Below are 26,146 nucleotides of genomic sequence, written 5' to 3'. Positions count from 1 at the left end.
CTAAACGAGTTCATGCCAAACTTGGCAAAAAAATCCAAGTTTGGCATGAACTCTACTTATAATGAACTGCTTAATTCAAAGATTAAAGCAGTCTATATGAATACGAAATCAGTACGAATGCCGCTTATAGCTTCAAGAGTTTGGCAAACTCCCAGATCACAATGCCTGCCGTTACGCTGACATTGAGCGAATGCTTCGTACCAAACTGAGGAATCTCCAGGCAGCCATCGCTCATATCCACGATGTTCTGCTTTACACCCTTCACCTCGTTGCCGAAGATTACGGCATAGCCGCTGGGGAGTGAAGAGTGAAGAGTGAAGAGTGAAGAATTCTCTTGCTTTTCTGATTCTGAAGCCGTTCTAACAATATTAGAATGAGCCTCTGGCAAATTCTGGAGTTTGGTAGAGCCTTCCACCTGTTCGATGCTATAAATAAAAAAGCCTTTCTGCTTCAATTTCTCCACAGCCTCTTCCGTGGTCTTGAAGTATTCCCAATCGACACTGTCCTCACCACCCAATGCAGTCTTATGAATCTCGACATTAGGAGGAGTAGCGGTAATACCACACAGATATACCGCCTCCACTCGGAAAGCATCGCAAGAGCGGAAAACACTTCCCACATTATATAATGAACGCACATCATCCAAGACTACTATCAAGGGAAGCTTCTCTGCCTCCTTGAATTCCTCCACGGTGAGGCGGTTCATCTCTATCGTTCTTAACTTACGCATTTCCCTCAGCCTCCTTGGTCTTGTAAGCCAAAGCGTACATACGAATCTGCTTGATCATCGCCAAGAGACCATTGCTGCGGGTTGGACTCAGATGATCCTTCAAACCAATCTTCTCCACGAAATAAAGATCAGCATCCATAATCTCGGTAGGAGTATGACCGCTCAATACGCGAATCAGAAGAGCGATGATACCCTTTACGATAAGCGCATCACTATCAGCAGTAAACACGAGCTTGCCATCCACATAATCGCATTGCAACCATACACGGCTCTGACAGCCATCGATGAGGTTCTGCTCGTTTTTATATTTCTCATCAAGAGGAGCCAACTCGTTACCCAAGTCGATGAGCATCTGATACTTATCCATCCAATCGGTGAAGTCCTGGAATTCCTCTACTACTTCATCCTGCAAATCATTGATTGTAGCCATTATTTTATTTCCTTTATTTCGTTTACGGTAATTAATTTATAGAGTTTATCATTCGGACGAACCTTATCTGGCACAGGGATAGATACTCTCCAACCCTGCTTGGCTGTCTCAACTGGTTTCAAATCATAACGAATCTCGTCGGCATTGAGATACATCACACCTGTAGTATTTCCTGTAATCAGAAGTTTATCGCCCTGGTTGAAGGTAGTAGCTTCCACAGCAACCTCAGCCACACCGAGCTTGGAGAAGTACTTCATCACCTTACCTACGAGTACCTTCTTCTCTGTTGCCACCGAACCATAGTGCTTGTTCCATTCGCCGAGTGTCTGACCCTGGTAATAACCATCCCAGAAACCACGGTTGAAGACAGTTGCCAATCTTTCGTCCCAGGCATCCTTCTTTTCCTCTGTAAAAGTACCCTCCAGTACAGAAGCAATCGCCTCCTTATAGCACTTTACTACAGTATAAACGTATTCAGGACCACGGGCACGACCCTCTATCTTGAAGACACGCACACCGGCATCCATCATACGGTCGATGAAGCGGATAGTCTTCAGGTCCTTAGGACTCATCACATACTTATTGTCGATTTCCAGCTGATTACCCGTTTCATTATCAGTTACCGTATAGCTGCGGCGGCAAATCTGTACACACTCACCACGGTTGGCAGAGCGGTTGGCATTAGCCAAGCTCATATAGCACTTGCCGGAAACTGCCATGCAGAGCGCACCATGACAGAACATCTCAATACGAATCTGCTTGCCCATAGGACCACAGATATTCTGCTGCTCTATCTGTTCGTGGATATGCTTCACCTGATCCATATTCAGTTCACGAGCCAGCACCGAAACATCAGCAAAGCGGGCATAGAACTTCAGCGCTTCCGTATTGGAGATATTCAACTGGGTAGAAAGATGAACCTCCTCGCCCACTTCATTACAATAGCTCATCACAGCCACATCACTTGCGATGACAGCCGAGATGCCTGCCTCCTTAGCAGCATCGATAATCTCCTTCATCGTGGCAATATCATCATCATAGATAACGGTATTGACGGTGAGATAAGTCTTGATACCATGCTCATTGCAGGTAGCAGCGATCTCACGCAGGTCATCGATGGTAAAATGATTGGCAGAATGTGAACGCATGTTCAACTTGCCGATACCGAAATAGACAGAATCTGCTCCGGCTTGGATAGCTGCAGCCAGGGATTCGCGAGATCCCACAGGAGCCATCACCTCAAATTCTTTTATTTTATCATTCATGAATGTCATATATATCTTTTTAGGATGCAAAGTTACACTTTTTCTTCGAGATATGAGCAATACTATAGATTTTTATAGTATCTTTGCAGCCAATTAAAAGCAATTTGTACAAAAAAAAGTTCAGACAACATGAAAAGAAAGATTATCTTCGCCATACTTGCCACACTCTTCATTGCCAGTTGTGACTACAAGAGTCAGCCTTCTTCCCAACCATCAGAGAAAGCTGGGAAGAACAACTTACCTGCCCATGTCAAACTCATCGGCACTACCCCCGTCAAGGACCAGGGACAAAGTGAACTCTGCTGGGCATACGGCATGTTGGCTACCATCGAGAGTGAACATATCATGAAGGGCGACTCCATCAACCTCTCCGTAGCTTACATCGCCCGCATGATGCTACAGGAAAAAGCCTTGGAATATTATTTTTCTCAAGGTAAAAAACCTATCAGCATGAGGGGTATGAGTTCGATGCTCATTCATTACATCAATAAATACGGAGCCGAACCATACGACAGTTACGAGGACAAGAAAGATATCAACTATAAGGTACTCTGTCGCAAGGTAGAGCAGGTTTGCAATGGTGCTATCGCCAAGGGTGCCGGTATCGCGAAACTAACGGAAGAACTCAACAATCTCTTCGATTCTGAATTAGGATATATGCCAGCCCAGCAGATTCACATGCTCGGTGCAGAATATACTCCTCTGGAATTTGCCCACAGCGTCTGCTATCCGGAAGAATATGTGGCCCTGACAAGCTTCACCCACCATCCCTTCCGTGAATACTTCTCACTCGAGGTAGCCGACAACCAAATGCATGACGAGTTTCTCAATATTCCTATCGACGAACTGCTGCAGCATATCCAGCAGGCGATAGAGAATGGCCATCCTGTTTGTTGGGAAGGCGATATCAGCGAACCGGGATTCCAGAATCCTAAGAACAACTATGTGGATATCACTTCTGCCGAGCGCCCTGTCACCCAGGAGTCCCGTCAGAAAGCTTTCGAACAGTTGCATACCACCGACGACCATGTGATGGAAATCATCGGCACCTTCGTCCAGGGCAAACAGCGATATTACGTTTGCCGCAACTCCTGGGGCACCAACTGGGGCAATCAGGGTCGCATCTATCTCTCAGAAGATTATATCAAGCTCAAAACCATCGCTGTTTATATGAGTGAAGAGGCTTATATCGGCAAATAACAGCAGAAATATATAGAATAGCAGCAATCATATATAGGAAAAAGCTGCTATTATATATATAATAATGTATAAAGGCGATTAGCCGCTTTCAGCTACATTCTTCTAAGTGCTTGATACAGGTCAATTTTGAGCTAAATACCTGATGTGTGCGCACACACATAGTTGATTTACATCAAAAAAAAGGGCTTATTTGAGACTTTTTCTTCTAAAGATTTGGAAGATACCGAAAATCGTCGTACCTTTGCATCGTCAATAAGACAAAAGGTTATTAGGTTTTTAGGTTAAGATTGTTAGTTGTTTAGGTTTAGTTTTAGGTTTTAGATTGTTAGTTTAGGTAACAGGTATTAGAAAAGGTAAGAAAAAAGATTGTTTATTCAGAGATTAACAGTGTTCAATAGGATTAAGTTGAAAAGGTAAAAAAGAATGTTATAGGATTAACGAATGATGACGCCTGTGTAGCAGAATTTCTGCTTCAGGCTCAGAAATGGAGAGGAACTTTAAATGAAGTCAATCTCCTTTGAGTTATGAGAAATTTGGGAATATAACATTAAAAGTGCGCAAGAGTTCGTGAGAAGTCTTGCGCACTTTCTTTTATCTCCCCTCACTTCATTTCTCATTTCTAATTTCTCATTTTTCTCCCTTTCTTTTAGAAAAAATTCCGATTTTTATTTTGTATTACCGATGAAAAGTCGTACTTTTGCAGAAAAGTGTTGTAATATGGCTAAACATCCTCTTTGGAAAGATGAATACTGGCTTTTGCTATTGCAATTATACCAGAAAAAGCCAATGGGCGTTAAACCTCTCTATTCGAAAGGCATGGTCAATCTGGCTCTGGAGCTGCATATTGCCCCAGAAGTTCTGCACGAACAGATGTTCAAACTCAGAATGGTCACCCCACGCATCAAGAGGCTTTGGGATAAATATGGAGACAACCCTAAAAAGTTGGCTCGTGATATCCATTTGCTCAAGAAAATGGAAGGATGTGGAAATGCAACACAATTCTATCAGGGGGTTTCCATCAGGGAATCATTCGAGCACGACTGGGAACCTATCGAAGCCGAGCCTTCGCTCACTCCCGTCAAGCTGATTATCATCCTCGATCTTTATTTCCAACTCACACCAATCACCATGGTGCCGGAAACACCTGAAATCATTGATCTTGCCAAACTCATCAAAACCAGCACGAAAGTGATAGTAGAGGCCATGAATGTTTTCCAGATTTGCGACCCATACCTCAACAGAAACGATGTGGTGATCAGCAATCTGATAGACGCATGCAGCAAAATCTGGCAACGATATGGAAACGGAAATCCTGATAAACTCTACAAACTGGCATTGGAACTGAAAGAATACTTCAAGTAAGTAGGAAAAATACTTCTAATAAGAAGATGATATAACTTTTTAAGTAACTTGGAAAGAACTTATTTAAAAGACACGAAACATGACTCAAAAACTCATTCAGACACAGGAGCAGAAACTACAACAGCTCCAGCGACTCTCCGCCCAACAGATGTTGCAGGTGAAGATGCTGGAAATGCCGCTCAACGAACTGGAGGATAATATCAATGCCGAGCTGGATGATAATCCTGCCTTGGAAACTGAAAATCCAGACGATGCACTCATGGGAGAGGGCAACGAAGACCGTTCGGCTCTGGATGATTCTGACAACAGTAATGACGATGAATTTGGAGACGATGCCTACGAAGCTCAGTCGGAAAAAGAAGAAAGAAAGGACGAACTGGACCAGGCTTTGGAAAGTATCGGAAAAGATGACCAGATGCCCGACTACAATACTGACAGATATAATACGCAGAACGCCGACTACGAAGAAATGGTTTATGGCAATACGACTTCCTTCTACGATAAGTTGAAGGAACAGATGGACATGCAGATACTCACGGATAAAGAAAAGCAAATCATGGAATATCTGATTGGTTCACTGGATGAAGACGGATTGCTCCGCAAAGACCTGGACAGCATCTGTGATGAGCTGATCATCTACCATAATATTGATGTAAGCGAAAAAGAAATTGAACATGTGCTCCACAAACTCCAGTCATTCGATCCTGCCGGCGTGGGCGGAAGAAGCCTACAGGAATGCTTGCTGCTGCAGGTAAAAAGACTACCTAAGGGAGTGCTGCGCAAAACCATGGAGGAAGTATTCGAGGATTATTTCGACGAATTTACCAAGAAACATTGGGATAAGATTAAGTCTGGACTGGAACTCAACGAAACCCAGTTGGAGACACTCAAGGACGAGATACGCAAGTTGAATCCTAAGCCGGGCGCATCGCTTGGCGAGACTGACGGACGAAACATGCAGCAGATCAACCCCGACTTCATCGTAGATACAGCCGATGACGGAACCATTACATTCACGCTCAACCGAGGCAATATGCCAGAGCTGACTGTATCTCCTTCCTTCACCGACATGATAGAAACCTACAAAAAGCACAAGGATCAGATGAGCCGGAAAGACAAGGAAGCCCTGCTCTATGCCAAGGAGAAAGTAGATAAGGCCCAAGGCTTTATCGAAGCCATCAAGCAGCGCCGACATACGCTCATCATCACCATGAAGGCTATCATCGACATCCAGAGGCAGTTCTTCCTGGATGGTGACGAGGCTGACCTCAAGCCGATGATTCTCAAGGATGTTGCAGAAAGAACGAAACTTGACATCAGTACCATTTCACGAGTAAGAATCGAGAAATATGTACAGACCAAATGGGGCATATTCCCACTCAAGTTCTTCTTTACAGACAGCTATACCACCGAAGACGGCGAGGAACTGTCAACACGCAAGATCAAGATTGCCCTCCAGCACCTCATCGAAAACGAGGATAAGAAGAAACCTCTCAGCGATGATGCTATTTCCAAGGTCATGAAGGAAAAAGGATTCCCTATTGCACGACGCACCGTGGCTAAATACAGAGAGCAGTTGGGCATCCCGGTAGCACGATTGAGAAAATAAATTCAGGAAAATATACAAAAGGTTACATACAACATAGTTTGTTATGAAAGAGAAAAATATCATATTGGCGGCACGCATCATGAGCATGCTCTTCACCCCTTTCTACCTGCCTTTGGTAGGACTAGTGGCTCTGTTTCTGTTCAGCTATATGTCGCTGCTGCCATTGGCATATAAATTGCCGATGCTGCTCATGGTGTATATCTCCACCATCCTCATGCCCTCCCTGCTGATACACCTATACCGCAAGTTTCAGGGATGGACATCCAAGGAATTGGGCAGGAAAGAGCGCCGTGTCGTACCCTATCTGATATCAATCCTGTGCTATTTCGGCTGTTTCTTTCTGATGGAATACCGCAACACGCCGAGAGTTATCAGCATTATCCTGGTAGCGGCATTGGTGATACAGATGGTATGCGCACTCATCAATGTATGGTGGAAAATCTCCACCCACACGGCAGCCATCGGAGGAGTGGCAGGAGGACTGGTAGTCTATTCGATTGCCTTTTCCTTCAATCCTATCTGGTGGCTGGCATTCGTCATCCTGCTGGCAGGCATGGTGGGTACAGCCCGCATGATTCTCCGTCAGCATACGTTGGCGCAGGTGGTAGCCGGATTCCTCGTTGGAGTAGTGTGCGCTCTCTTTATTATATAAGTAAGGTGAGCATTCATTAGATGATAGAACAAAAAATCATTAATATTAAATATAAAAGCAAATGAAACCATTAGTTAGCATTATCATGGGCAGTACCAGTGACCTGCCTGTTATGGAAAAAGCATGTAAGTGGTTGAATGACAACCAGATTCCTTTTGAGGTAAATGCCCTCTCTGCTCACCGCACTCCAGATGCAGTAGCAGCATTTGCCAAAGGAGCTAAAGACCGTGGTGTGAAGGTTATCATCGCCGCTGCAGGTATGGCTGCTGCCCTTCCTGGCGTGATAGCAGCAGAAACACCGCTGCCAGTTATCGGTGTGCCTATCAAGGGTATGCTCGATGGTCTGGATGCCATGCTCAGTATCATTCAGATGCCTCCTGGCATTCCTATCGCCACAGTAGGTGTCAACGCAGCTCAGAACGCAGCTATCCTGGCTGCAGAGATGATTGCATTGGGAGACGAGGAAGTGGCAGAGAAGGTGCAGGCATGGAAGGCTGGTCTGGATGCAAAGATCGAGAAGGCCAACAAGGAACTGCATGAAATCAAATACGATTATAAATGTAACTAATATATCCTGATATGCCCCTTCCCTGGGGCATATCTCATCTTATACATTATGGTAGATTTATTCAATTATACCCGACGCGCTTCTTCTGTTGCCCATGTCGGAGAACTTGACTTAGGCGGTAACAATCCTATCCGCATCCAGTCGATGACCACTACCAATACCAATGATACCGAGGCTTGTGTACGTCAGGCAGAGGAAATCATCAAGGCTGGTGGCGAACTGGTGCGCTTTACCACCCAGGGCTCCCGCGAGGCTGAAAACATGAAGAATATCAATGCGGGAATCCGTGCCGATGGTTTCACCACTCCGCTCGTGGCTGACATCCACTTCAATCCGAATGTGGCTGATGTAGCTGCACTCTATTGCGAAAAGGTGCGTATCAACCCAGGCAACTACGTGGATCCTGCCCGCAAGTTTATCAAGCAGGAATATACCGACGAGGAATATGCCCACGAACTCCAGAAGATTGAGGAACGTTTCGTTCCTTTCCTCAATATCTGCAAGGAGAACCATACTGCTATCCGCATCGGCGTAAACCATGGTTCGCTCTCCGACCGCATCCGCAACCGCTATGGCGATACTCCGGAAGGCATCGTAGAGAGTTGCATGGAGTTTCTTCGCATCTGCAAGAAAGAGAATTTCCACGATGTGGTCATCAGTATCAAGTCATCCAATACCGTGGTGATGGTGCGCTCTATGCGTCTCTTAGTGGATGAGATGGAGAAGGAAGGAATGAACTACCCTCTTCACCTGGGCGTTACCGAAGCCGGCGAAGGTGAAGATGGAAGAATCAAGAGTGCCGTGGGCATCGGTGCGCTTCTGGCTGATGGCATCGGTGATACTGTGAGAGTAAGTCTGAGCGAGGAACCTGCGGCTGAGATTCCTGTAGCCCGCCATCTGGTGGATTATATCGGAAAGAAACAGGGTCAGCTGATGATTCCTGCTACGGCTTGTCCTTCTTTCGACTGGTTGCACCCTACTCGCCGGGAAACCGAGGCTGTGGGCAATATCGGTGGCACTCAGGTGCCTGTAGTCATCAGCAACCGTATCAATGGCGAGAGTACGATTTGTGAGAATAAGGATGCCCAACCCGACTATATTTATATAGGTGGAAAGATGCCTAAGCAGTTTGTGCCAGGACAGAGCTATATCGTAGATTACAATGTCTATGAGACCCTCAACTGCAAGCCAGAGACTACGGGTGCCAAACTCTATCCTATCTTCCCTCCTATGGCTATGCCGTTCATCGCCAGCATCAAGGCAGACATCAAGTTCCTCACGCTCCAGTTTGGTACTCCTGCCGAAGAATACATCGCTTGCTTGAAGAATCATCCGGAAGTGGTAGTCATCTGCGTCAGCAATCACCAGAACCGTTTGGGCGACCAGCGCGCATTGGTTCATGAGATGATGAATGCCGGCTTGAAGAACCCTGTTGTCTTTGCGCAGATGTACCAGCACAGCAAGGAAGAGAAGAGCGACTTCCAGTTGGAGGCTGCTGCCGACATGGGTGCGCTGATGATAGATGGTCTGACCGATGGTATCTGGTTGATGAACAATGGCGACATCCCTGCCCAGACCATTGATGAGACAGCTTTTGGAATACTTCAGGCAGCTCGTCTGCGTACCAGCAAGACCGAGTATATCAGTTGTCCTGGTTGCGGAAGAACCCTCTACGATCTCCGCGAAACCATTGCCAAGATCAAGGAGGCCACCAAGCACCTGAAGGGTCTGAAGATTGGTATCATGGGCTGCATCGTGAATGGTCCTGGCGAAATGGCAGATGCCGACTATGGTTATGTGGGCGCCGGTCCAAACAAGGTAAGCCTCTACCGCAAGCAGGTTTGCATAGAGAAGAATATCCCGCAAGAAGTGGCAGTAGAGCATCTGCTTGCCCTCATTGATGCAGATAAGAAATAAAGATGATATAAATCGAATTTACAAGCAGCCGTGTTCTAACACGGATTGTACTTCATAGATTAAAATTGAACTCTTGAAGTCCTCGGTGCGTGATGCATCGGGGACTTTTTTGTCATTATCTATCGTTTTATCCATTAGTTTTACCATATTTTAAGGCTTTTTACGCCCATCGTTACGCCCTTTCGAAATCGACATAACATGCTATATATCAGACAATTAGTATTTTAAAACTCACAAATTATCCATTAGTTTTACCTTATTTTAGGCTTTTTACGCCCATTGTTACGCCCTTTTTAAACATTTTACATATTTAGATTTCACCCTTTTCTTTGAGTGTTTCCATACCGAGACTAATAGCTCTTTGACGAATTTCATTTCGTAAGAGATATTCGTCGCCAAGCAGATACACCATCTTGTTTTTTTCTCCTATGGTTTTTATCATTTTTTCTTTTCTAAGTTGGTTTATGTAAGTACGGAATAGTTTTTCTGATATATGGTCACCAACCATTTTTAATATATCAGCTTTTTTGGCCTCACCATATTTCTGTAAGTATGGAGCTAACACTGCAAAAAATTGCTCTTTAGTCCAATCTACCAACATTGAATAATCTACTTCTTTACCTATCATTTCATAATAACGCCTTGACAAAGTATAGAACTGTCCACTTGTCTTTCCATGCTTTTCTATGCACTTCTTGTCCAACAACCTTTTGGCAATATCTTTATCAATGTCCTTGCGTTCACCATCTCGGATTTTACACAAAGCCATCATGTCGAACACCGTAAGCTTTTCATCATCCGCCAACCCTTGTTGAATATTTTGGACGAATGATGCAAATCCTATATCCTTAATCGTTGCATACAATACTGCAACAACTTGAAAATCATCAGAATATGAATAGTTAGGCTCAGCTTTTCCTTCTGCCAGAGTATTCAAGAAGATCTTATCTATTCCTTGACCAGAACGCTCCACAATACCCGTCTTAGCCAACACATCTGCTAACAAACGGTTTCGAGGTGTACTTGCTACAGTAAGAAGATTGTCCAAAGTAACACCATATGGGAAACCTCCAGCATTTATAACATCGATTCTTGCAGGGTAGAGCTTTATTACGATTTCGCTATTCTTTCGATAATCTCTATGAGCAAAAGCATTATTCGCCATTTCTCTGATTACCATTTCGTTAAAGTATGGTATATCAAAGATATAAGCACTTTCTTGGATAGGCATAAAATCATTATAGAGATTAATAGTCTCCCACAACTTATCTATCAGAATGAAGAATGGTTGTCCAAAGACAAAGCGACGATTAAACTCAATTTGGGGTTCTGTCTTGCGATATTCCAACATCACTTTAGCTTGTGGAAAGAAATGTTCAATAGAACTTTCCTTACCAACTAATAAGATAGCGGCATTGGTGATTTTACCATCACTGACAAGTTTCAAATCACTCAAAGCTTGCTCATCAGATAAGGACATAAATGAAGGATTGTTCTGTTTGCGAGCATACTTTTCCTTCATAATTTTAATGGCATTAACATCCAAGTCGTCCATTGTTGCTCCCAAACAATATTGCTCAGAGAAATCGGGTTCTTGTTCCTGGATAATAGTCAGAAACGTCTTGTCATCCATCGGCTTAAGTTCCTCACCAACTCGCATGAGTGCTACATCTTCATATTTATAGACTTTGCCAACAGGACGAGAAGGCACTTCTATGACCAATACTCGCTTATGATCTTCATCAAAGAGTTCATAAATGTCGGGACGAATACCCAAGTCACGGTAAATATCGCTTTCGAGTTGCCCCATGGCATTCTCCGCTTGTTGAGTTCCCATCACTTTATGAGGAAAATCATCATGCATACCTATAACCAAGCGACCACCTTTCTCATTACAAAGAGCCACGACATATCCTAAGATACACCGTCTCCTGTCTTTCGGCGTATCTTTGTGAGCACCATTATAAGATATGTTTCCTCGGTCTCCCCGCTTGAACTCTACGTGGTCTTCCGATTCACGCATATTCTGCAATTCCTTGATTGTAAATCTTCTCATATTTATAGCTCTTTTACAATTGTCTGTTTATATCTCTTTCATCAATCTCTCTGTCTCTTTCAAAGCATGAATGATGTGGAGGTAATGCTTAATCTCATCAAATGAAAGTGTACGTCCCTTTCTATCTTTCAGCCATTTCTGCGCAGGTTGATACCCACCAATATAAAACTCCCAAACTGATTCTGAGACATTGCCAAAGTATTGCTTATCGTTAATCCACACTTGTCCATCTTTCCATTCTTGAAAATCTACCTGTTGCGAACCTACTTCTGGGAATGTAGTCGTACACTTCCAACTTTGGGTGTTGTTCATCAGATGCAAATCTATCAGTTGCTGACCAATAGCCGTAAGCCTATTAAATTCTTTCGCTGTTTTTGGTAAAGGTATACGAGGAAAATCAACTTTCAAGAATTCCTTGTACCTTTCTCTATAGGATAGTGAGTGAAGAACTGCATAAATATAAGCGAGGATTTCCTCAGGAGTGGTCTCTTTTCCTACAGCATCATTGAACTTCTGCCATTCTTCTTTCTTCAAATTTGGATTTTTCTTTTCTTCTCCAAAATCTTTGGTGTAGAGATAGAGAGGAAAAACATTGGCATTGTCTTTGGAAGAAAGAATGGTTTTATCGGTTAAGCCAGCAGACATTAAAACCTTGAATAATCCATCAGAAGAGCTATTAACCTTGATAAGACAAAGTGCAATATTAGGCTTCTTCAAATTATTCATTACATTTGCTCTTGTAATTTGTTTTACATCATAATTTATCCATCTAATGTCAAACGGTCTATAGCTATACTGAAAATTATAATCAGATTTAAAAGACTGCAGAGACACCATTTCTTTGTCATGCCCAGTAGTTATTCCCATACTACCTAAAGAAAAAAGAGAACTTATACTCACTCCCTTTTCATACTCGTCCATCAGTCCAAAATCCTTTGGTACAAAAAAATACATAGGAGCTACAGGTTGCAACTCTTGATATTTCACTTCTGAGAAAGGAGTGTTAGTCAAGAAATCATATTTCTCCTCACGCTTACCATAAAGGTCATAATAATAAACCTTACCCAGTTCCGATGCTTTCTTCTCACCAGTCTTGATAAATAAGTTGATACTTACACCCTGTTGAATGTCAAATACATTTTCATCTGGCGAACCATTAGGACAGACTTCTTTCTTCTTATAGTTGCCATGCAGATTAATGGTGTATATTTTATCGAAAGTTGACAACAAATTCCAACGCATACCACGGAAAGTAGGATTGTCCAAGAAGCCATGAGGATTAATGAATCCTATAATTCCGCATTTATTGCGCTCCACATAGTTTTGCGCCAAACGGATAAACTTTACATAGTCATCGTTTATCCATTTAGGATTTCTTTCGTTCAACCTCATTTTCCCTCCTGGCTCTTTCTTATAATCTTCTAACAATCGCATTATCCATTCTCCCTTGTTCTGGCTTTCTCCAGAATAAGGTGGGTTACCTATCATAACCATGACAGGGCAATCACGCTTGATACGATTGGCTGCACTCGCCTCATCGCTGAGCCATTGCGCCCATAGTGTTCCTGTATCTGGATGAACTTCTTCAAGCGAATTGGTAAGGTATATTTTCAAACGTCTGCTATTTTCAGCATGATTAAAGCCAGTCTGCTGAAGTAACATATCCAGTTTCAAATGAGCGACAGCATAACTTGCCATTAAAAGTTCAAAACCATGAAGACGTGGAAGCAAGTGGTCGTTGACATATCCTTGCCACATTCCCCGCATTCCATTAAACTTATCGAAGATTTGATTTACTACTTCTGCCAAGAAAGTACCTGTACCTGTAGCAGGGTCAAGAATCTGTACACGGTGCATTTCCTGCTTGATGGTAGGTGAAGATGACTTCCCTTTGAATTTTTTTTCCCCTTTTTCATATTGTTCATTTACCACTTCATGCACAAACTTGGAATAATCGGCAAGTCCTTCGCTCAATTCAAAGTCACGCTGAAGAATCTCATCAACGGCACGTACAATAAATTGCACCACAGGTTGTGGTGTGTACCATACTCCCTTTAATTTTCGCAAAGAAGGATTATAAGCCTTAAGGAAATCTTCGTAGAAATGAATCATCGGATCACGATGAATTCCTTTTTGCGAATAATTCTTCATCACTTTCTGCACATCTGTGGCAAGGAACACGTTTATTAAATCATCAACTATCCATGCGATTCGCTCATCAAGGTCATAGCCCGCTATTTGCTGGAAGATATTACGGAGAAACGGATTGGTCTTTGGTATAAGATTAGCAGCTTCTTGACGTGAGAAGTTATCCGGAGTATTATCATGCAATCGAGCCGCAAACATTCCGTATGCAACTGTCTGGGCATAGATATCGGCAAAGCCCTGAGGCGTAAGGTCGTTAATCAGTACTTTACGAAAGGCATCAAGTTGCCCTTGTAACTGTTTGTTTTTTTCCGCAGATTTGCTGTCTTCTTCTGCAAGGCAGAAAGCATTATTAATAGTGGAAGCCAAAATACGTGCCTTAGCTGCCATTTGTATGGCTAATCGTTTTGCGGATGTTATCTTAGAAGGTTTCGTAGAGGCAATATGATTGACAAGTGCAATAAAGTCTTCCAAATTCTCTTTGCACAAAACAATATTGTCACCTTGAACTTCTGCAAGACGCACGTTCTTTACCCACTCGCCATTCTCGTAGAGATGAAAATCAAGATAGTCTGTAAAAATGATATGGTCGAGACTTTTCTTATAGCGAGTGAATTGCTCCTTGTTCTCTTTTCTTCCATCCAAGTCTCTGTCATCTATATCTTTAGCCTCAACATAAAACACAGGAGTATTCGTCTTTGAAGAAGAAATGATGAAATCTGGAGCGCCACATTCTATCCTCGCCGGTTCATTGGTAACAACAAAAGTTGGCAGCATTTCACCTAACAATTGTTGAAGCATTGGGCGATAAGAATGCTCATGAGCAATCCCAGTTCCGAACTGTTCGTTTATCTGTTTTATGTATTCTGCTATATTCATATTGTTTGTAACCTTTGATTTATCGAATTTCTTGTTCCCTGATTCTATCTATAAATTAAATCTTAGTGATTATGAAATTACTAACTGCAAAACCACTAATTATAAACTTTCAGGTAAAATTACTAATTTGCAAATATACAACATTTTGTTGAATATTAAAGTCTCAGCTCTTACAATTATAATATTTTATACTTTTTCTTGACTCCCCTTTCATTTTTCCCACGCTCCGCTTCACTCCTATGGAGAGTACGAAATAGAGTATCAGAGCAGCTATAAACATTATATATTCACCCACATCTAACGGGAAACGACAAGGGTCTATATGCCACAATAACAGGTGGCATATAGACCCTTGATAATATTGTAAAATTTTGAAGTCCTCGGTGCGAGATGCATCGGGGACTTTTTTGTGTACTTTTATTTATATCAGGGCTGCCTTTGAACAGAACATCCATGGGATTCTTATTTCTCCACCAGAACCTCCTTCTCTTCATAACGGTCGAAGCCGATGCTCATATCAGCACCATGCTCCCGGAAGATGGAGAGAAGGCGTTCCTGTATGTAAGGAGGAATGTCTATCTCGCCACTCCTTGCCTTATAAAACCTGCGACGGGTATAAGGCGTATGGGAATAGAAATAACGGGTTCTGCCCGATGGGATGGTATTGTAGATGCGCAGGAATCCCCTCGCCCATACTTGCTTTTCTACAACAAGATGATAGGGACACTTCTCGCCTTCACTCACCAGATGCTTCACATTGAGCACCTCAAAGGTGTCGGCATTGGCAAGTGCCTTAACATACTGCGCATAACGGGCGCAAGTGTTGCTACGTGTGCAGGATGCCATAGGGCAAACTACACAATGTGGAATATTCTTCATACTTTCTTTTATTTTTAAGTTATTTATAATTCATAGAAAAAGGCTCAGACAGAGAGGGTAAAGCTCAGAGATAGAATGCTGGAACTCAGAGATAGCTTTTTAACTGACTATGGCACATTTGTGCCCTGGCTGAGGGCACAAATGTGCCGTAGGCAAGTAAAATCATAACTCTGAGCTTTACAACTGAAAATAAGTCATTTCGCTCTCGGAAAACAGGGAGACCGGAATTTTGAAATCTGATACGACGTTTTGCCTTCACCCTTCACCTTTTCTTCTGAAATGCCGATAAACACTGGGGTTCCGAGGGTGAAGGGTAAAATTTAACCCTTCACCACCCTTCACCCACCTGTCACCTAATCAAGTAAGCGGCTCCGCGTTTATACCTTGCATAATTGAAAAAAGCAGTAATAGCTGATTGAATAATGCTGTTACTGCTTTTTCCATCTGTCAGGAAGCAAGTCTCTGTATTTTTCCAATGGAGTATTTGGTTGCCATTCTACGGTCTTTTCTATGACGTCGCTAATGTATTCGAACAGATTAATGCCATTCATTTTGCATGAGATGGCGATAGAATATAGGATAGCTCCTCGTCTTGCCCCTTCGTGCGAACCAAAGAATAATGAGTTTCTTCTCGACAGCGATATGTACCTCTGGATTCTCTCAATATAATTGTTGTCGAGAGCAGTATCACCTCTTTTAAAAATGTCACAAATGGCATTATACTCGTTAAGGGCATAGCCGACGGCTTGCGCCAAGGGCGATTTGGGCAGCAAATCCTTCCTGGAAGATAATTCCTCCAGTTTCTCTAATAAATCCTGCAAAATGTCCGGTGCGTATGATTGCCGATAAGCCAGATGTTTCTCTATTGTCCATCCATTTACGCCAACCTTATGCTTTTTGTCTTCTTGATAAAATCTGTTGATGATGCCTGCTACTTCCTGTGCATCCTTGTCGTTCTTGCCACAGTCGATGAAGTTTCTCTTGACATGCTGCAGACAGGCAATTCTCATAATGTCCGGATAAGCATCCGACTCCAGCTTCCGGTAAGGAGCATATGCATCACTCTGTACTGTACCTTTATAATCCGAGAACACATCAAGTATGATCTGCTCAGAACGTGATCCAGCCTCATATACGAAGAACACAAGTCCCAGTTTAGGTGCGCTTACCGCCCACAGGTAACCTTTCTTCGAGCCATTGTCTGTAGGCTTTACCCTCGTCAGCAGTACTTTATGATAAGTTTCATCTGCCGTAACATAATCCTGCTGTAACACCTTTTGGCAGATGGCTCTATAGATATTTTCCAGTACGTCTGCGCTTCTGGCAATCAGCTTGTTTGCCGTGGCTTTCCTTAGTGTGAACCCACTGTCGGCAAAGTATTTGACGATTCGCTCCACCGGCATGGAATAGATATACCGCAACTGCAGTAGACCTGCTGCAAAAGAAGATGTATAGGATGAGTTTAGCAGCAATGCTGGTGGGGTCTTTCCTGGATACAGGACATTTCCATCCGTATAAGTGTTGATGTGATATACGGTCTTGATGAACTTGATGGGCTCCATGCTGTAACGCACACAGGTGCGGGTGCCATAGATGCGCAGCGTCTTCAAAAGTTCCGCATCCATGTCTGGATTAACCGTAACATGTTTCTCCTCCATCTCATAATGCATGTCACGCTTGGCCCCATTGTTTTTGCGCTCCTTTCTCTTTTCCGCCTGCTCTTTTTTCTTCCTGTCAAATTCTTCCTGAGTCATTGAGTCTTGCAGACACTTCTCCTGACGTTCGGACTTTTTGCCGGAAACGAGCTTGCCGAGCGCCCTGTTCTGACGATTCGCTTTGTCTATGGCGATTCCTTTCTGGACGAGTTGCTCTTCTAATGACTTTATACGTTCAATGAGTTCACCGACCTGTATGGTCAGCGAACTCACAGTATCGTTAGCAAGCTGAAGTTGCTCCTTCAAAAGTACTATGATTTCGTCCTTTGTCATAGTGCAAAGGTACGAAAAAATATTGAGACATGCAAGTATTATTGGATATTAATTTTATCTATTTTATTGATATACAGCACGTTATTGGCATTATAATACAGCTATAAGTTAAGCCTCTTTCTAAATCTCATACTTTTAAGGCAAATTCCGCTCATGATGGCAGACAGAGTCTTGTGCGGCATTTTGCATTGCTTGTTCTTAGGGTCAAAGAATGGCAATTTAAAGGTTCCTCGTTCCAGTCGCTTGTGATATAGCAAGAAACCATCGCCGTCCCATTTTAGCAGTTTAACCTGCTGGCGATTCTTGGAGAAGAAGATGAAGACAGCACCGCCAAGTGGTGGCAGCTCCATCTCCGTCCTTACTATCTGATACAAGCCATTAATACCCGTGTTCATTCGAACGTATCGCTGGCAGACATAGTATTGGGTGTTCTCATTTAATCCAAACATACCGCATCCTCCTTCTCATAAAGTTTCATTAACGCCATAACAGACTTGGCGCATCCTTTTTTGATCGACACAACGGTTCCATTGGGAAAGGTTATGTTTATGCCTTGAAGAAGATCCTCCATAGGAAGATCTATAGTTGGAGACTCCATAGGCACGAACATCACGCCGGTATTTGCAGTAGAGGCTTCTGCTCTTTCCTTACGGGCTGCCTCCTGAACTTCGCGGATTTCATGCTTGGCACGCAGGACAGAATATCCCTTCTCGGACATCCAATTTTGCATGGTACGGTGATTTACATGCCTTTCCTTCAAGAAAGGAGTCAGGTGAGCCTTTGGATTTCGATTCAAATAGATTAAGAAGGAATTCCAAGCCTTCTCAAAACGTTCGTTTGTTGTCATAATTCATGCAATTAAAAAATTATGGTGCAAAGGTACGAACAAACGAGAAAGCTACAATGGTATAAACGCGGAGCCGCTTACCTAATCAAGCAGCAGAAACAAGCAGATAAGCCTGCCCCCTCTTAGTATGCTTATTGGAGCATCCCATCAGTCTGAGCGTCTGGCCAATTTTCACTTTCAGACTCATGCTTGGCAGCAACATAGGATACTGCTCATGGAGCACATTATACACCTCTGAACAATTCATCCACTTCGCCTTCTCTTCTTCCCCCGGCACTCGGAAACAAGTCTTGAGCATCGTCTCCAAATCATCGGTTTTGAAGAAAGCTAAATTACGTTCCTGCAAGCGAATCACCTCCTCATTGGAGAACCAATAAGGTATCTTCTTATCCCTCAATTCATACATTACTTGCGCATAGAGCTGGTCGTAATAGACGACCGAGGCGTTGTCTATATGATAACCAGAAGGGATGTGAATACAGATGAATCGACGACTTCCCGTTGGGTCGCAGAGCGGATGCTCATCATTGGTGGTGGCCAGGAAGGAAGCATAGCGGGGACGATCTGCCTGCGCCTTGCCGAAGATAGGACGTCCGTTCACCTTTACCTTGGAGAGGGTCTGTTTCAGCTTGCCCTGCTGGTTAGGTCCCATGTTGGCAAACTCGTCTATATTGACATAGAGGTTGTGAGTGAGCGCCATCTCTGCATCAAACTTATTGCCGAAGTTGATGTGGTCGAGGAAATACTGGCGCAGGTGCTCAGGCAAGAGACGATTGGCAAAGGTACTCTTTCCGCAACCCTGTGAACCAATCAATACAGGCACCACCTCGTTGCCATGCAGCGTATCCATCTGCAGCCAATGAGCCACCGCAGAACGGAGCCAGATGGCGCACCATGACAGTTGTTCACTTGTCTGTCCCGGTATTCTGCTGAACAGTTCGGCAACATGGTTCTTGCCGTCCCATTTGGGCAATCCCATGAGATAAGCTCGGATAGGATCAAAGTCAGGAACGACATCAGAGCAGATGTATTCCTCGATGTCCTGTCGGGGCGACTTCTTGCCTCCCACTCCCATTTTTTTGGCAGCTCTAACAATGGAGTTGACCTTCTCCTTGGTCATCACCTCCCATTTCAGATTGCTATTCTGAAGAGTGGTCTCTTCTTTCTCATCAACAGAAGAAGCCTCATCATCAGAAGATACCGCAACATCAGAAGAAGCCTCCTCATCAGGAGAATCCCCTTCTATGTCCTTCAGAACAGCCATTTCCGTCTTTCCGCTAAGCAAATTACGACGGAAGGCATAATGCTCTTCCATAAAACTCTCTACCATATAGATAGAAGATCCGCTACCTGTCATCAATAATGACATCTCATTTAGTTGTTTGTTCATAATTTATTTTTTATATTAATGATTAATTAATTAGCTATTGTCATATCATTCTGCAAGCCTCGCCTTCCAACTTGCTCCTTTTTTAAAGATGAAGGGCGGTGAAGGGTGGTGAAGGGTGGTGAAGGGTGATTTTGAGTAATTTATCACGTAACATCCTATCACACAACAACTTACAAGCAACGGGTGAAGGGTGAAGGGATTTTGCCACATCGCAGTACGATTTCTTATCGACAATGCAAAGATACAAAACGGAAGCCCCCTTTTCCAACTTTTCCCTGCAACCCGGAAACACAGCAGGGAAAAACGGGGAAAAAATAAAGGGTAACGGGGAAAACAACAGGGAAAAATAAATTTTCCTTATACATTCATTGTTTTTCTCACTCTTTTTCTTTATCTTTGCAAAAAAATAGGAGATTCAGACATGGCAGACATCAACATCAGAAAATTACCAGCAGGCATCCAGTCATTCAAAACGATCAGAGAAGAAGGCTATGTCTATGTAGATAAGAGCGACATCGTTTGGTATTTAGCAAACTGTGGCAAACTGTTCAATTACTTGAGCCGCCCTCGTAGATTCGGCAAGTCTATCCTTGTCGATACACTACAGATGTACTTCGAAGGAAGAAAAGAACTCTTCGAGGGACTGAAAATCATGCAGTTGGAAAAAGAATGGAAGCAATATCCTGTTATTCGTCTTGACCTTAGCCGTGGCGGTGCGAATGCAGAAACTTTGCGCTCATACCTTGACTTACGTTTCAAGGAATATGAAAAGAAATATGCCATCACCCTCCCATCTACAGCCCATCTTGCCGACCGTTTTGACGCCATCATTACCACCGCATACAAACAAACAGGCTTGAAGGTTGCTATTCTTATTGATGAATATGACTCTCCCCTACAGCACTCATGGAAAACTCCTGAACACGAGAAATGCACAGAAGTTTACCGTGAGGTCTTTGCCATTTTGAAAGCCGATGACGAATACGAGCGACTGGTGTTCATCACAGGTATCACCAAGTTCACTCAGATTTCTCTATTCTCCGTTTTAAACAACCTGACCAACATCAGTTTCTTGCCTGAATACGCCGCCATCTGTGGTATCACTGAGGAGGAAATCGGCGAAAACTTCAAGCCAGAGTTGGAAAGAATGAACATTCGTAACAAGTGGACAGCACAAGAGACACATGACCACCTCAAAGAGTATTATGATGGTTATCACTTTAGCGAGGACAATATGGTTGACATTTACAATCCATACAGTCTGATAAATGCCTTGGAACAATCCAAAATCAGAAATTATTGGGCAGCATCGGGTGCAACCTCACTTCTCCTAAAGTTTGTTGACAACATGGAGCTACGCCTAAAGAGCTTCGAGAATTGCCGCATCATGCGAAATACCTTGGAATTATCAGATGTAACAGGAGGTGGTGCTTCCTTATTTCTATATCAGTCAGGCTATCTCACAATCAAGGACAGCGATGAGTTTGGCTATATTTTAGATTTCCCTAACGAAGAAGTGAAGCAAGCTCTCTATGAAATAGTGCTCCCTGCATTGACTCTGCGAGAAGAAAGCTACATCCAGTCCTTACAAGCTAATCTGTATGCCCAATTAGGCACAGGACAGATAGACGAAGCGATGAAGTCGCTAAAGGCACTCATCGCCGATGTACCTTATAGCAACAAGAAACTTGCCTCGATGAACATGGAGGAACGTTACCGCCTTATCATCAGCAGCATCCTCAATGCAATCGGCTTGAAAGTCGAAGTAGAAAAAATGATTGCTACAGGCAGAATCGATATGATTGTGCAAACCTCTCGTTACATATATGTCATCGAACTAAAATTAAGAAACAACGGTGGCAAGGACGCTGCCACCCAACAAATCCTCGACCGACAATACATGGAACCATTCAAGGCTGACAATCGTCAGATTATCGGATTGGGAATAGAACTCGACGAAAATGGAAAAGGTCTCTTGGATTGGAAGAGAGTGGAATAAGAATGGTTCTCTCTCCGAGTCTTTTTTATTATGACTTATTTTTCGCAAAAATTTAAAAATAAAAGGCTGCATTCTCAATTAAAATGCAGCCTCTTATTTATCGTACAATAACCTTTCTGCCTTGATGAATATACACACCTGGCATACTTGGCTTATCCGACAGTTTGACACCTTGCAAGGTGTACCATGCGGCCTTGTCACATAACTGCTCGATATGAGATATATCGGTGACTCCCTCTTCAACTGTGAGTGTACCAGCTATGTAGCTCTTTACCTCATAATTATCAGCTTCTACACCATACACGGTAATAGGATATTCGCCAGGAGCACTTTCCGCCGTTGCCGTTGTCTCAAAAACAGGTTGCTTAATCAAAACAGACTCATCCTCACCATTCTTAAAACCAGTGTAGCTTGCCTTGAACGTAGGCATGGCATCACCTTGCTTCTTAGTGTAGTTACCTACAGAGATAGTCAATGGAGCTTTCGTGATGGTAAGTGAGCCACTTTCAAAGAGCACATCTTCATTCTTAATAGTTCCTTTTCTTACCTCGATGGTATATGTTCCAACCTGCGATGTTGCATTAACCGTGCAAAGCAATTCTGGAACACCTTCTAAAGAAGAACCGCCCAAATCCAATTCAAATACAGGATTCTCATCACCATAGACACGACTATAACTTTTGGCACGAACAATCACAACGCCACCATCCCAAGGATATATAGAAGAATATTTTGAACCGATGGCATCTATATACTCTTGCAAATATGGACGAGGTACATAAAAGGAACAATCAGTTGGAGCATTGCAATATGTCGTTAAGTATTTTGGTAATTTGCCTTTGAAATAAACCGATTTTAGGAGATTACATTGCCAAAATATAAGACCTCCCATTTCTTCTACAGAAGAGGGGATGATTATACTTTCCAAACTTGAACATCCTAAAAAACATCCTCCAGCCAACAATGTAACCGAAGAAGGGATTTCTATATTCTTCAAACCCGAACAACCCCAAAAACAATTAGTACTTAACGATGTAATTGAAGAAGGAATAACAACCTTTTCCAAATATGAGCACTGCATAAAACAACCTATGCCCAAGGAAGTAACAGAAGAAGGTATATCAATACTTTCCAATTTAGAACATCCGTAAAAACAATACTCCCCAAAAGATGTTACAGAAGAGGGAATCTCTACGCTTTCCAAACTTGAACAAAACTGAAAACAGTCTGTGCTTAGTGAAGTAATCGAAGATGGAATCTTTACACTTTTCAATCCAGTAAGATAAAAACAACCTTCTCCCAACGATGTCACCGATGAAGGTATTTCGATAGAAGTCAAATTAGTACAATCATAAAAGCATCTTTCACCAAGAGATACGACTGTAGAAGGTATTTCTACCTTTTGTAAATCATAACTATTTTCAAAACAAGAATTGCCTAATCTCGTAACTGATGTTGGAATTTTTACACTAAGCAAAGAAGAACTGCCAAAAAAGCTATTATCATCAAGTGCTACGACTGAATAGTTCTTTCCATCTCTTGCTATAATCTTTTCAGGTATGACAAGACTCCCCTTATAACTATATCTTTTATTCTCTACCACTCTTGCTTCACCATTTTGGGAATCCACCAAGAAGCGAACCCCATCTATGTTTTCAGACCAAACTGAAACATCTTGTGTTTGTCCATTAGGGTTCCATGTAAAAATATAAGGGAAAATCGACTTCAACGTATTTTGAAATTCAGAATAATATTCTTGCGAAACATACAGCCAACACGTTCTTGGAACTTGAATTTCCTTCAGACCTTCAGGTACTTTTCCCTTAAAGAAGAGGCTTTCCAAACTCTCACACTGATACAAAGAATATTCATCAAAAGTCGTAAGTGTTGAAGGAAATACAATTTTTCTCAAATTACGACAGCCACAGAAACAATGTTCTGGCAATGATGTAACAGAATTAGGAATTTCCACTTCTGTCAACCCCTCACACCCCTCAAAACAATCAGTTCCCAAACTAGTAACAGATCCTGGAATCGTTATATCATTTAACTTTCTACAGAACTGAAAACAACCATCGCTTAAGTATGTTACAGATTGAGGAAGAGACACTTTTTCTAAATTGTCACACCAAGAAAAGCTATCTTTTCCTAATTTTGCGACAGAAGATGGAATGGCTATTTCTTTCAAGTTGTAACAAGACTTGAAACATTCATCCCCTATAGATTTCACCGTACTCGGGATAATTACACTTTTTATCCCACAATTCTCAAAGCACTTCTCTCCCAAAGCTACAACAGTGTAAGTTGCTCCATTCTTAGCCTTTACTTTCTCTGGAATGAAGATATCTCCCTTGTATTCATCATCCTCATTGGCAATCAAAGTTGCCGTTTTCGCTTCTGTATCTATCGAATACAAAAGTCCTCCTATGTTCTCAGTGCTCGTTTGAGCATAAGCAAACACTCCACACAGTAAGAATGTTATTAAAAATACAACTTTTTTCATTATTTTTTAGTTTTTATTTGTTCCACATTGCATTCTACTTTTTATTAACAGAATGAATACGGCAGCAAATATAACCATTTTTTTTGAAACTACCAAGTTCATAATGGTTCATAAGGTGAAAAAAGTTGTTTCAATCAAAATGAAAACAAGGTGCAGGATTATCAACAGCGGGACAAATGATCTCTATAGCATTCTCTCTTGTTTCCAATTTGTTACTTTTAACCTAATTATATTTTAAAAAGGTACTGTTTCTGGATTCCGGATTATTGTTGTCGGTACTTCAACTGGACGGCGGCTTGTCCCAGCATCTCATCGAACTGATAATGGCTGGCACTCCACAGGAACTTGTCAATAAAGGCGGACTCACCGAGATGGTGGCAGGACTGGAGATACTGCGCTACAAGCCTTGCATCCAGCGCCAGAAGATGTTTTACTGGGAGAAGAAAGGCAACAGTGTGGCTGAAATCGACTATCTTGAAATCCATGACATGCAGATTATGCCTATTGAAATAAAATCGGGAACGCAAGGTGGAATGAAGAGCTTATGGAGGTTTCTGCGTGAGAAGCATCTCACCCGGGCATTCCGCTGCTCGCTGGAAAACTTTGGTAAACTGGAATATATAGACAAGGAGGACAACGATGCTGTCCGTACTGTCCAGATATTGCCACTGTATGCCTTGTCCCGCATTTGCAGAAAGTGAGAGCACACTCTCTTAAATGAAGAGTGAAGAATGGGAGTTACCATTCTTTAGTGAAAAGTGAAAAATCGCGCGAACTGTACGGTTGAAAATGCCCAATACACCCTGCAAGGGCAGAAGCTCTTAGCCCAGGGCATCGCCCTGGGTATTACGATGAATGATACCAACGCCCTGTAAGGGCAGCTTTAATATTCCTTTATTTTTATAGTTGCCCTTACAACAAATCTAATGTATATTTGCAGTATAATTCAGTGAAGTCGGAGCCTTGCAATCCTATCCGTGAATGATGGAATGATAGAAAGGAGATAATGATAGAAAAGACATTGGCAGAGATACAGCGTATCTTGGGGATTGAGGTGAATGTGGACGAAGTGTAAAATGTGGGACGCTGTCCCACAAATCTAAAAGATTAGCATGGAGAATAAAGAGTTGACAAACATAAATGATGCAGCCTACCAGAAGTTGATAGACAACATAACCACGCTATGGAGTGAATCAAAAGCCAAAGCTATTACAGCGGTCAATACAGAATTGCTTGATGCCAACTGGCAGACAGGAAAGTATATTGTTGAATATGAGCAGGGAGGAAAGCAAAAAGCAGAATATGGAAAGAAGTTGATTATAAACCTTTCCAAAGATTTAACAGCAAGGAACGGTAAGGGCTTTAGCAGGTCTAACCTTATTTATATGCGTAAGTTTTATCTTACTTTCCCAAAAAGTGAGACAGTGTCTCACCAATTGACATGGAGCCACTATTTTGAATTGTTGAAGACCACATGGAGCAGTTCCTTTTGGAAATGGGACGTGGTTTTGCATTTGTGGGCAGACAATACTCCATGCAGATAGGAAGCCGACAGTTCAAGGTGGATTTGGTGTTCTACCATTGTATTTTGAAATGCTATGTGCTGATTGACCTAAAGCGAGCAGAGATAAAACATGGTGACATCGGGCAGATGAATCTCTATCTGAACTATTTTAAGACAGAAGTATGTCAACCTGACGACAATCCGAGAGTGTAAAATAAACTGT

21 protein-coding genes are annotated in these 26,146 nt (G+C 42.6%); 10 read left to right on the top strand and 11 right to left on the bottom strand.

The annotated features are described in order from the left end of the window. Positions 1–124 precede the first annotated feature (124 nt). The 3 genes from KUA50_RS12065 to KUA50_RS12055 are packed head-to-tail and all read right to left on the bottom strand — an operon-like array spanning position 125 to position 2,425. Positions 125–730 carry an RNA methyltransferase gene (locus KUA50_RS12065; protein WP_218455751.1) on the bottom strand — a complete coding sequence of 202 codons (606 nt, stop codon included), beginning with the start codon at positions 728–730 and terminating at the stop codon, positions 125–127. Then, positions 723–1,160, bottom strand: a complete 438-nt coding sequence (locus KUA50_RS12060) for a SufE family protein (RefSeq protein ID WP_217760033.1) — start codon at positions 1,158–1,160, stop codon at positions 723–725. Before KUA50_RS12060 ends, KUA50_RS12065 begins: the two co-directional genes overlap by 8 nt. Continuing rightward, positions 1,160–2,425: a peptidase U32 family protein gene (locus tag KUA50_RS12055; RefSeq protein WP_118119382.1), complete on the bottom strand. Its 1,266-nt coding sequence runs from the start codon at positions 2,423–2,425 to the stop codon at positions 1,160–1,162. The genes KUA50_RS12060 and KUA50_RS12055 overlap by 1 nt, the downstream gene beginning before the upstream one ends. 129 nt (positions 2,426–2,554) lie before the next feature. Between KUA50_RS12055 and KUA50_RS12050 the strand changes: the two genes are divergently transcribed. From KUA50_RS12050 to KUA50_RS12025, 6 genes are all read left to right on the top strand, one after another. Then, positions 2,555–3,625, top strand: a complete 1,071-nt coding sequence (locus tag KUA50_RS12050) for a C1 family peptidase (RefSeq protein ID WP_218455750.1) — start codon at positions 2,555–2,557, stop codon at positions 3,623–3,625. A gap of 717 nt (positions 3,626–4,342) precedes the next feature. After that, the gene (locus tag KUA50_RS12045; protein ID WP_218455749.1) at positions 4,343–4,987 is read left to right on the top strand and encodes a hypothetical protein; all 645 of its coding nucleotides are present in this window, start codon (positions 4,343–4,345) and stop codon (positions 4,985–4,987) included. Between the two features lie 79 nt (positions 4,988–5,066). Beyond that, on the top strand, positions 5,067–6,596 hold the full coding sequence (gene rpoN / locus KUA50_RS12040; protein ID WP_218455748.1) for an RNA polymerase factor sigma-54: 1,530 nt from the start codon (positions 5,067–5,069) through the stop codon (positions 6,594–6,596). Positions 6,597–6,639: 43 nt separating this feature from the next. Beyond that, the gene (locus tag KUA50_RS12035) at positions 6,640–7,248 is read left to right on the top strand and encodes a phosphatase PAP2 family protein (RefSeq protein WP_022110449.1); all 609 of its coding nucleotides are present in this window, start codon (positions 6,640–6,642) and stop codon (positions 7,246–7,248) included. A gap of 61 nt (positions 7,249–7,309) precedes the next feature. Next, a complete protein-coding gene (gene purE / locus KUA50_RS12030) occupies positions 7,310–7,816 on the top strand; it encodes a 5-(carboxyamino)imidazole ribonucleotide mutase (RefSeq protein WP_022110448.1) in 507 nt (168 codons plus the stop codon). A gap of 48 nt (positions 7,817–7,864) precedes the next feature. Continuing rightward, positions 7,865–9,733: a 4-hydroxy-3-methylbut-2-en-1-yl diphosphate synthase gene (locus KUA50_RS12025; RefSeq protein ID WP_218455747.1), complete on the top strand. Its 1,869-nt coding sequence runs from the start codon at positions 7,865–7,867 to the stop codon at positions 9,731–9,733. A 310-nt stretch (positions 9,734–10,043) separates the two neighbouring features. On the opposite strand, the gene KUA50_RS12020 is transcribed toward KUA50_RS12025, so the two are convergent. The 7 genes from KUA50_RS12020 to KUA50_RS11990 form a co-directional block, all read right to left on the bottom strand. Continuing rightward, positions 10,044–11,789, bottom strand: coding sequence for an ATP-binding protein (locus tag KUA50_RS12020; protein ID WP_218455746.1), 1,746 nt, complete (start codon positions 11,787–11,789; stop codon positions 10,044–10,046). Between the two features lie 27 nt (positions 11,790–11,816). After that, the gene (locus KUA50_RS12015) at positions 11,817–14,813 is read right to left on the bottom strand and encodes a type ISP restriction/modification enzyme (protein WP_218455745.1); all 2,997 of its coding nucleotides are present in this window, start codon (positions 14,811–14,813) and stop codon (positions 11,817–11,819) included. A gap of 462 nt (positions 14,814–15,275) precedes the next feature. After that, positions 15,276–15,692, bottom strand: a complete 417-nt coding sequence (locus tag KUA50_RS12010; RefSeq protein ID WP_218455744.1) for a DUF6078 family protein — start codon at positions 15,690–15,692, stop codon at positions 15,276–15,278. 428 nt (positions 15,693–16,120) lie between these two features. Then, entirely contained in the window at positions 16,121–17,680 is a 1,560-nt protein-coding gene (gene tnpC, locus KUA50_RS12005) for an IS66 family transposase (RefSeq protein ID WP_218458237.1), read from the bottom strand. A gap of 101 nt (positions 17,681–17,781) precedes the next feature. Beyond that, positions 17,782–18,129: an IS66 family insertion sequence element accessory protein TnpB gene (tnpB, locus tag KUA50_RS12000; protein ID WP_318346035.1), complete on the bottom strand. Its 348-nt coding sequence runs from the start codon at positions 18,127–18,129 to the stop codon at positions 17,782–17,784. Then, complete coding sequence (locus tag KUA50_RS11995) at positions 18,117–18,527, bottom strand: hypothetical protein (RefSeq protein WP_134842472.1); 411 nt, start codon at positions 18,525–18,527, stop codon at positions 18,117–18,119. The genes tnpB and KUA50_RS11995 overlap by 13 nt, the downstream gene beginning before the upstream one ends. Before the next feature lie 85 nt (positions 18,528–18,612). After that, on the bottom strand, positions 18,613–19,917 hold the full coding sequence (locus tag KUA50_RS11990) for a VapE domain-containing protein (protein ID WP_218458117.1): 1,305 nt from the start codon (positions 19,915–19,917) through the stop codon (positions 18,613–18,615). 421 nt (positions 19,918–20,338) lie between these two features. On the opposite strand from KUA50_RS11990, the gene KUA50_RS11985 reads away from it, so the two are divergent. After that, positions 20,339–21,916 carry an ATP-binding protein gene (locus KUA50_RS11985; protein ID WP_218458115.1) on the top strand — a complete coding sequence of 526 codons (1,578 nt, stop codon included), beginning with the start codon at positions 20,339–20,341 and terminating at the stop codon, positions 21,914–21,916. A gap of 97 nt (positions 21,917–22,013) precedes the next feature. Here the strand turns inward: KUA50_RS11985 and KUA50_RS11980 are convergent, their stop codons facing one another. Continuing rightward, a complete protein-coding gene (locus KUA50_RS11980; protein ID WP_218458113.1) occupies positions 22,014–24,419 on the bottom strand; it encodes a leucine-rich repeat protein in 2,406 nt (801 codons plus the stop codon). Positions 24,420–24,688: 269 nt separating this feature from the next. Between KUA50_RS11980 and KUA50_RS11975 the strand changes: the two genes are divergently transcribed. From KUA50_RS11975 to KUA50_RS11965, 3 genes are all read left to right on the top strand, one after another. Next, positions 24,689–25,120, top strand: coding sequence for a DUF4143 domain-containing protein (locus KUA50_RS11975; RefSeq protein ID WP_218458112.1), 432 nt, complete (start codon positions 24,689–24,691; stop codon positions 25,118–25,120). Positions 25,121–25,531: 411 nt separating this feature from the next. Continuing rightward, complete coding sequence (locus tag KUA50_RS11970; RefSeq protein WP_022109747.1) at positions 25,532–25,963, top strand: DUF1016 N-terminal domain-containing protein; 432 nt, start codon at positions 25,532–25,534, stop codon at positions 25,961–25,963. Then, complete coding sequence (locus KUA50_RS11965) at positions 25,894–26,136, top strand: PDDEXK nuclease domain-containing protein (protein WP_318346034.1); 243 nt, start codon at positions 25,894–25,896, stop codon at positions 26,134–26,136. The genes KUA50_RS11970 and KUA50_RS11965 overlap by 70 nt, the downstream gene beginning before the upstream one ends. The last annotated feature ends 10 nt before the right edge of the window (positions 26,137–26,146 follow it).

It is taken from the genome of Segatella hominis, from assembly GCF_019249725.2.
Classification (GTDB): domain Bacteria; phylum Bacteroidota; class Bacteroidia; order Bacteroidales; family Bacteroidaceae; genus Prevotella.
This window is presented reverse-complemented; position numbering and strand designations above follow the sequence as displayed.

Coding starts and splice junctions, on each gene's coding strand:
- KUA50_RS11990 (WP_218458117.1), bottom strand. CDS start 19,917: ATGAACAAACAACTAAATGAGATGTCATTATTGATGACAGGTAGCGGA.
- KUA50_RS11965 (WP_318346034.1), top strand. CDS start 25,894: ATGGAGCAGTTCCTTTTGGAAATGGGACGTGGTTTTGCATTTGTGGGC.
- KUA50_RS12055 (WP_118119382.1), bottom strand. CDS start 2,425: ATGAATGATAAAATAAAAGAATTTGAGGTGATGGCTCCTGTGGGATCT.
- KUA50_RS11980 (WP_218458113.1), bottom strand. CDS start 24,419: ATGAAAAAAGTTGTATTTTTAATAACATTCTTACTGTGTGGAGTGTTT.
- KUA50_RS11970 (WP_022109747.1), top strand. CDS start 25,532: ATGGAGAATAAAGAGTTGACAAACATAAATGATGCAGCCTACCAGAAG.
- KUA50_RS12045 (WP_218455749.1), top strand. CDS start 4,343: ATGGCTAAACATCCTCTTTGGAAAGATGAATACTGGCTTTTGCTATTG.
- tnpB (WP_318346035.1), bottom strand. CDS start 18,129: ATGTTTGGATTAAATGAGAACACCCAATACTATGTCTGCCAGCGATAC.
- KUA50_RS12015 (WP_218455745.1), bottom strand. CDS start 14,813: ATGAATATAGCAGAATACATAAAACAGATAAACGAACAGTTCGGAACT.
- KUA50_RS12010 (WP_218455744.1), bottom strand. CDS start 15,692: ATGAAGAATATTCCACATTGTGTAGTTTGCCCTATGGCATCCTGCACA.
- KUA50_RS12065 (WP_218455751.1), bottom strand. CDS start 730: ATGCGTAAGTTAAGAACGATAGAGATGAACCGCCTCACCGTGGAGGAA.
- KUA50_RS12025 (WP_218455747.1), top strand. CDS start 7,865: ATGGTAGATTTATTCAATTATACCCGACGCGCTTCTTCTGTTGCCCAT.
- KUA50_RS11985 (WP_218458115.1), top strand. CDS start 20,339: ATGGCAGACATCAACATCAGAAAATTACCAGCAGGCATCCAGTCATTC.
- KUA50_RS11995 (WP_134842472.1), bottom strand. CDS start 18,527: ATGACAACAAACGAACGTTTTGAGAAGGCTTGGAATTCCTTCTTAATC.
- purE (WP_022110448.1), top strand. CDS start 7,310: ATGAAACCATTAGTTAGCATTATCATGGGCAGTACCAGTGACCTGCCT.
- tnpC (WP_218458237.1), bottom strand. CDS start 17,680: ATGACAAAGGACGAAATCATAGTACTTTTGAAGGAGCAACTTCAGCTT.
- KUA50_RS12020 (WP_218455746.1), bottom strand. CDS start 11,789: ATGAGAAGATTTACAATCAAGGAATTGCAGAATATGCGTGAATCGGAA.
- rpoN (WP_218455748.1), top strand. CDS start 5,067: ATGACTCAAAAACTCATTCAGACACAGGAGCAGAAACTACAACAGCTC.
- KUA50_RS12050 (WP_218455750.1), top strand. CDS start 2,555: ATGAAAAGAAAGATTATCTTCGCCATACTTGCCACACTCTTCATTGCC.
- KUA50_RS12035 (WP_022110449.1), top strand. CDS start 6,640: ATGAAAGAGAAAAATATCATATTGGCGGCACGCATCATGAGCATGCTC.
- KUA50_RS12060 (WP_217760033.1), bottom strand. CDS start 1,160: ATGGCTACAATCAATGATTTGCAGGATGAAGTAGTAGAGGAATTCCAG.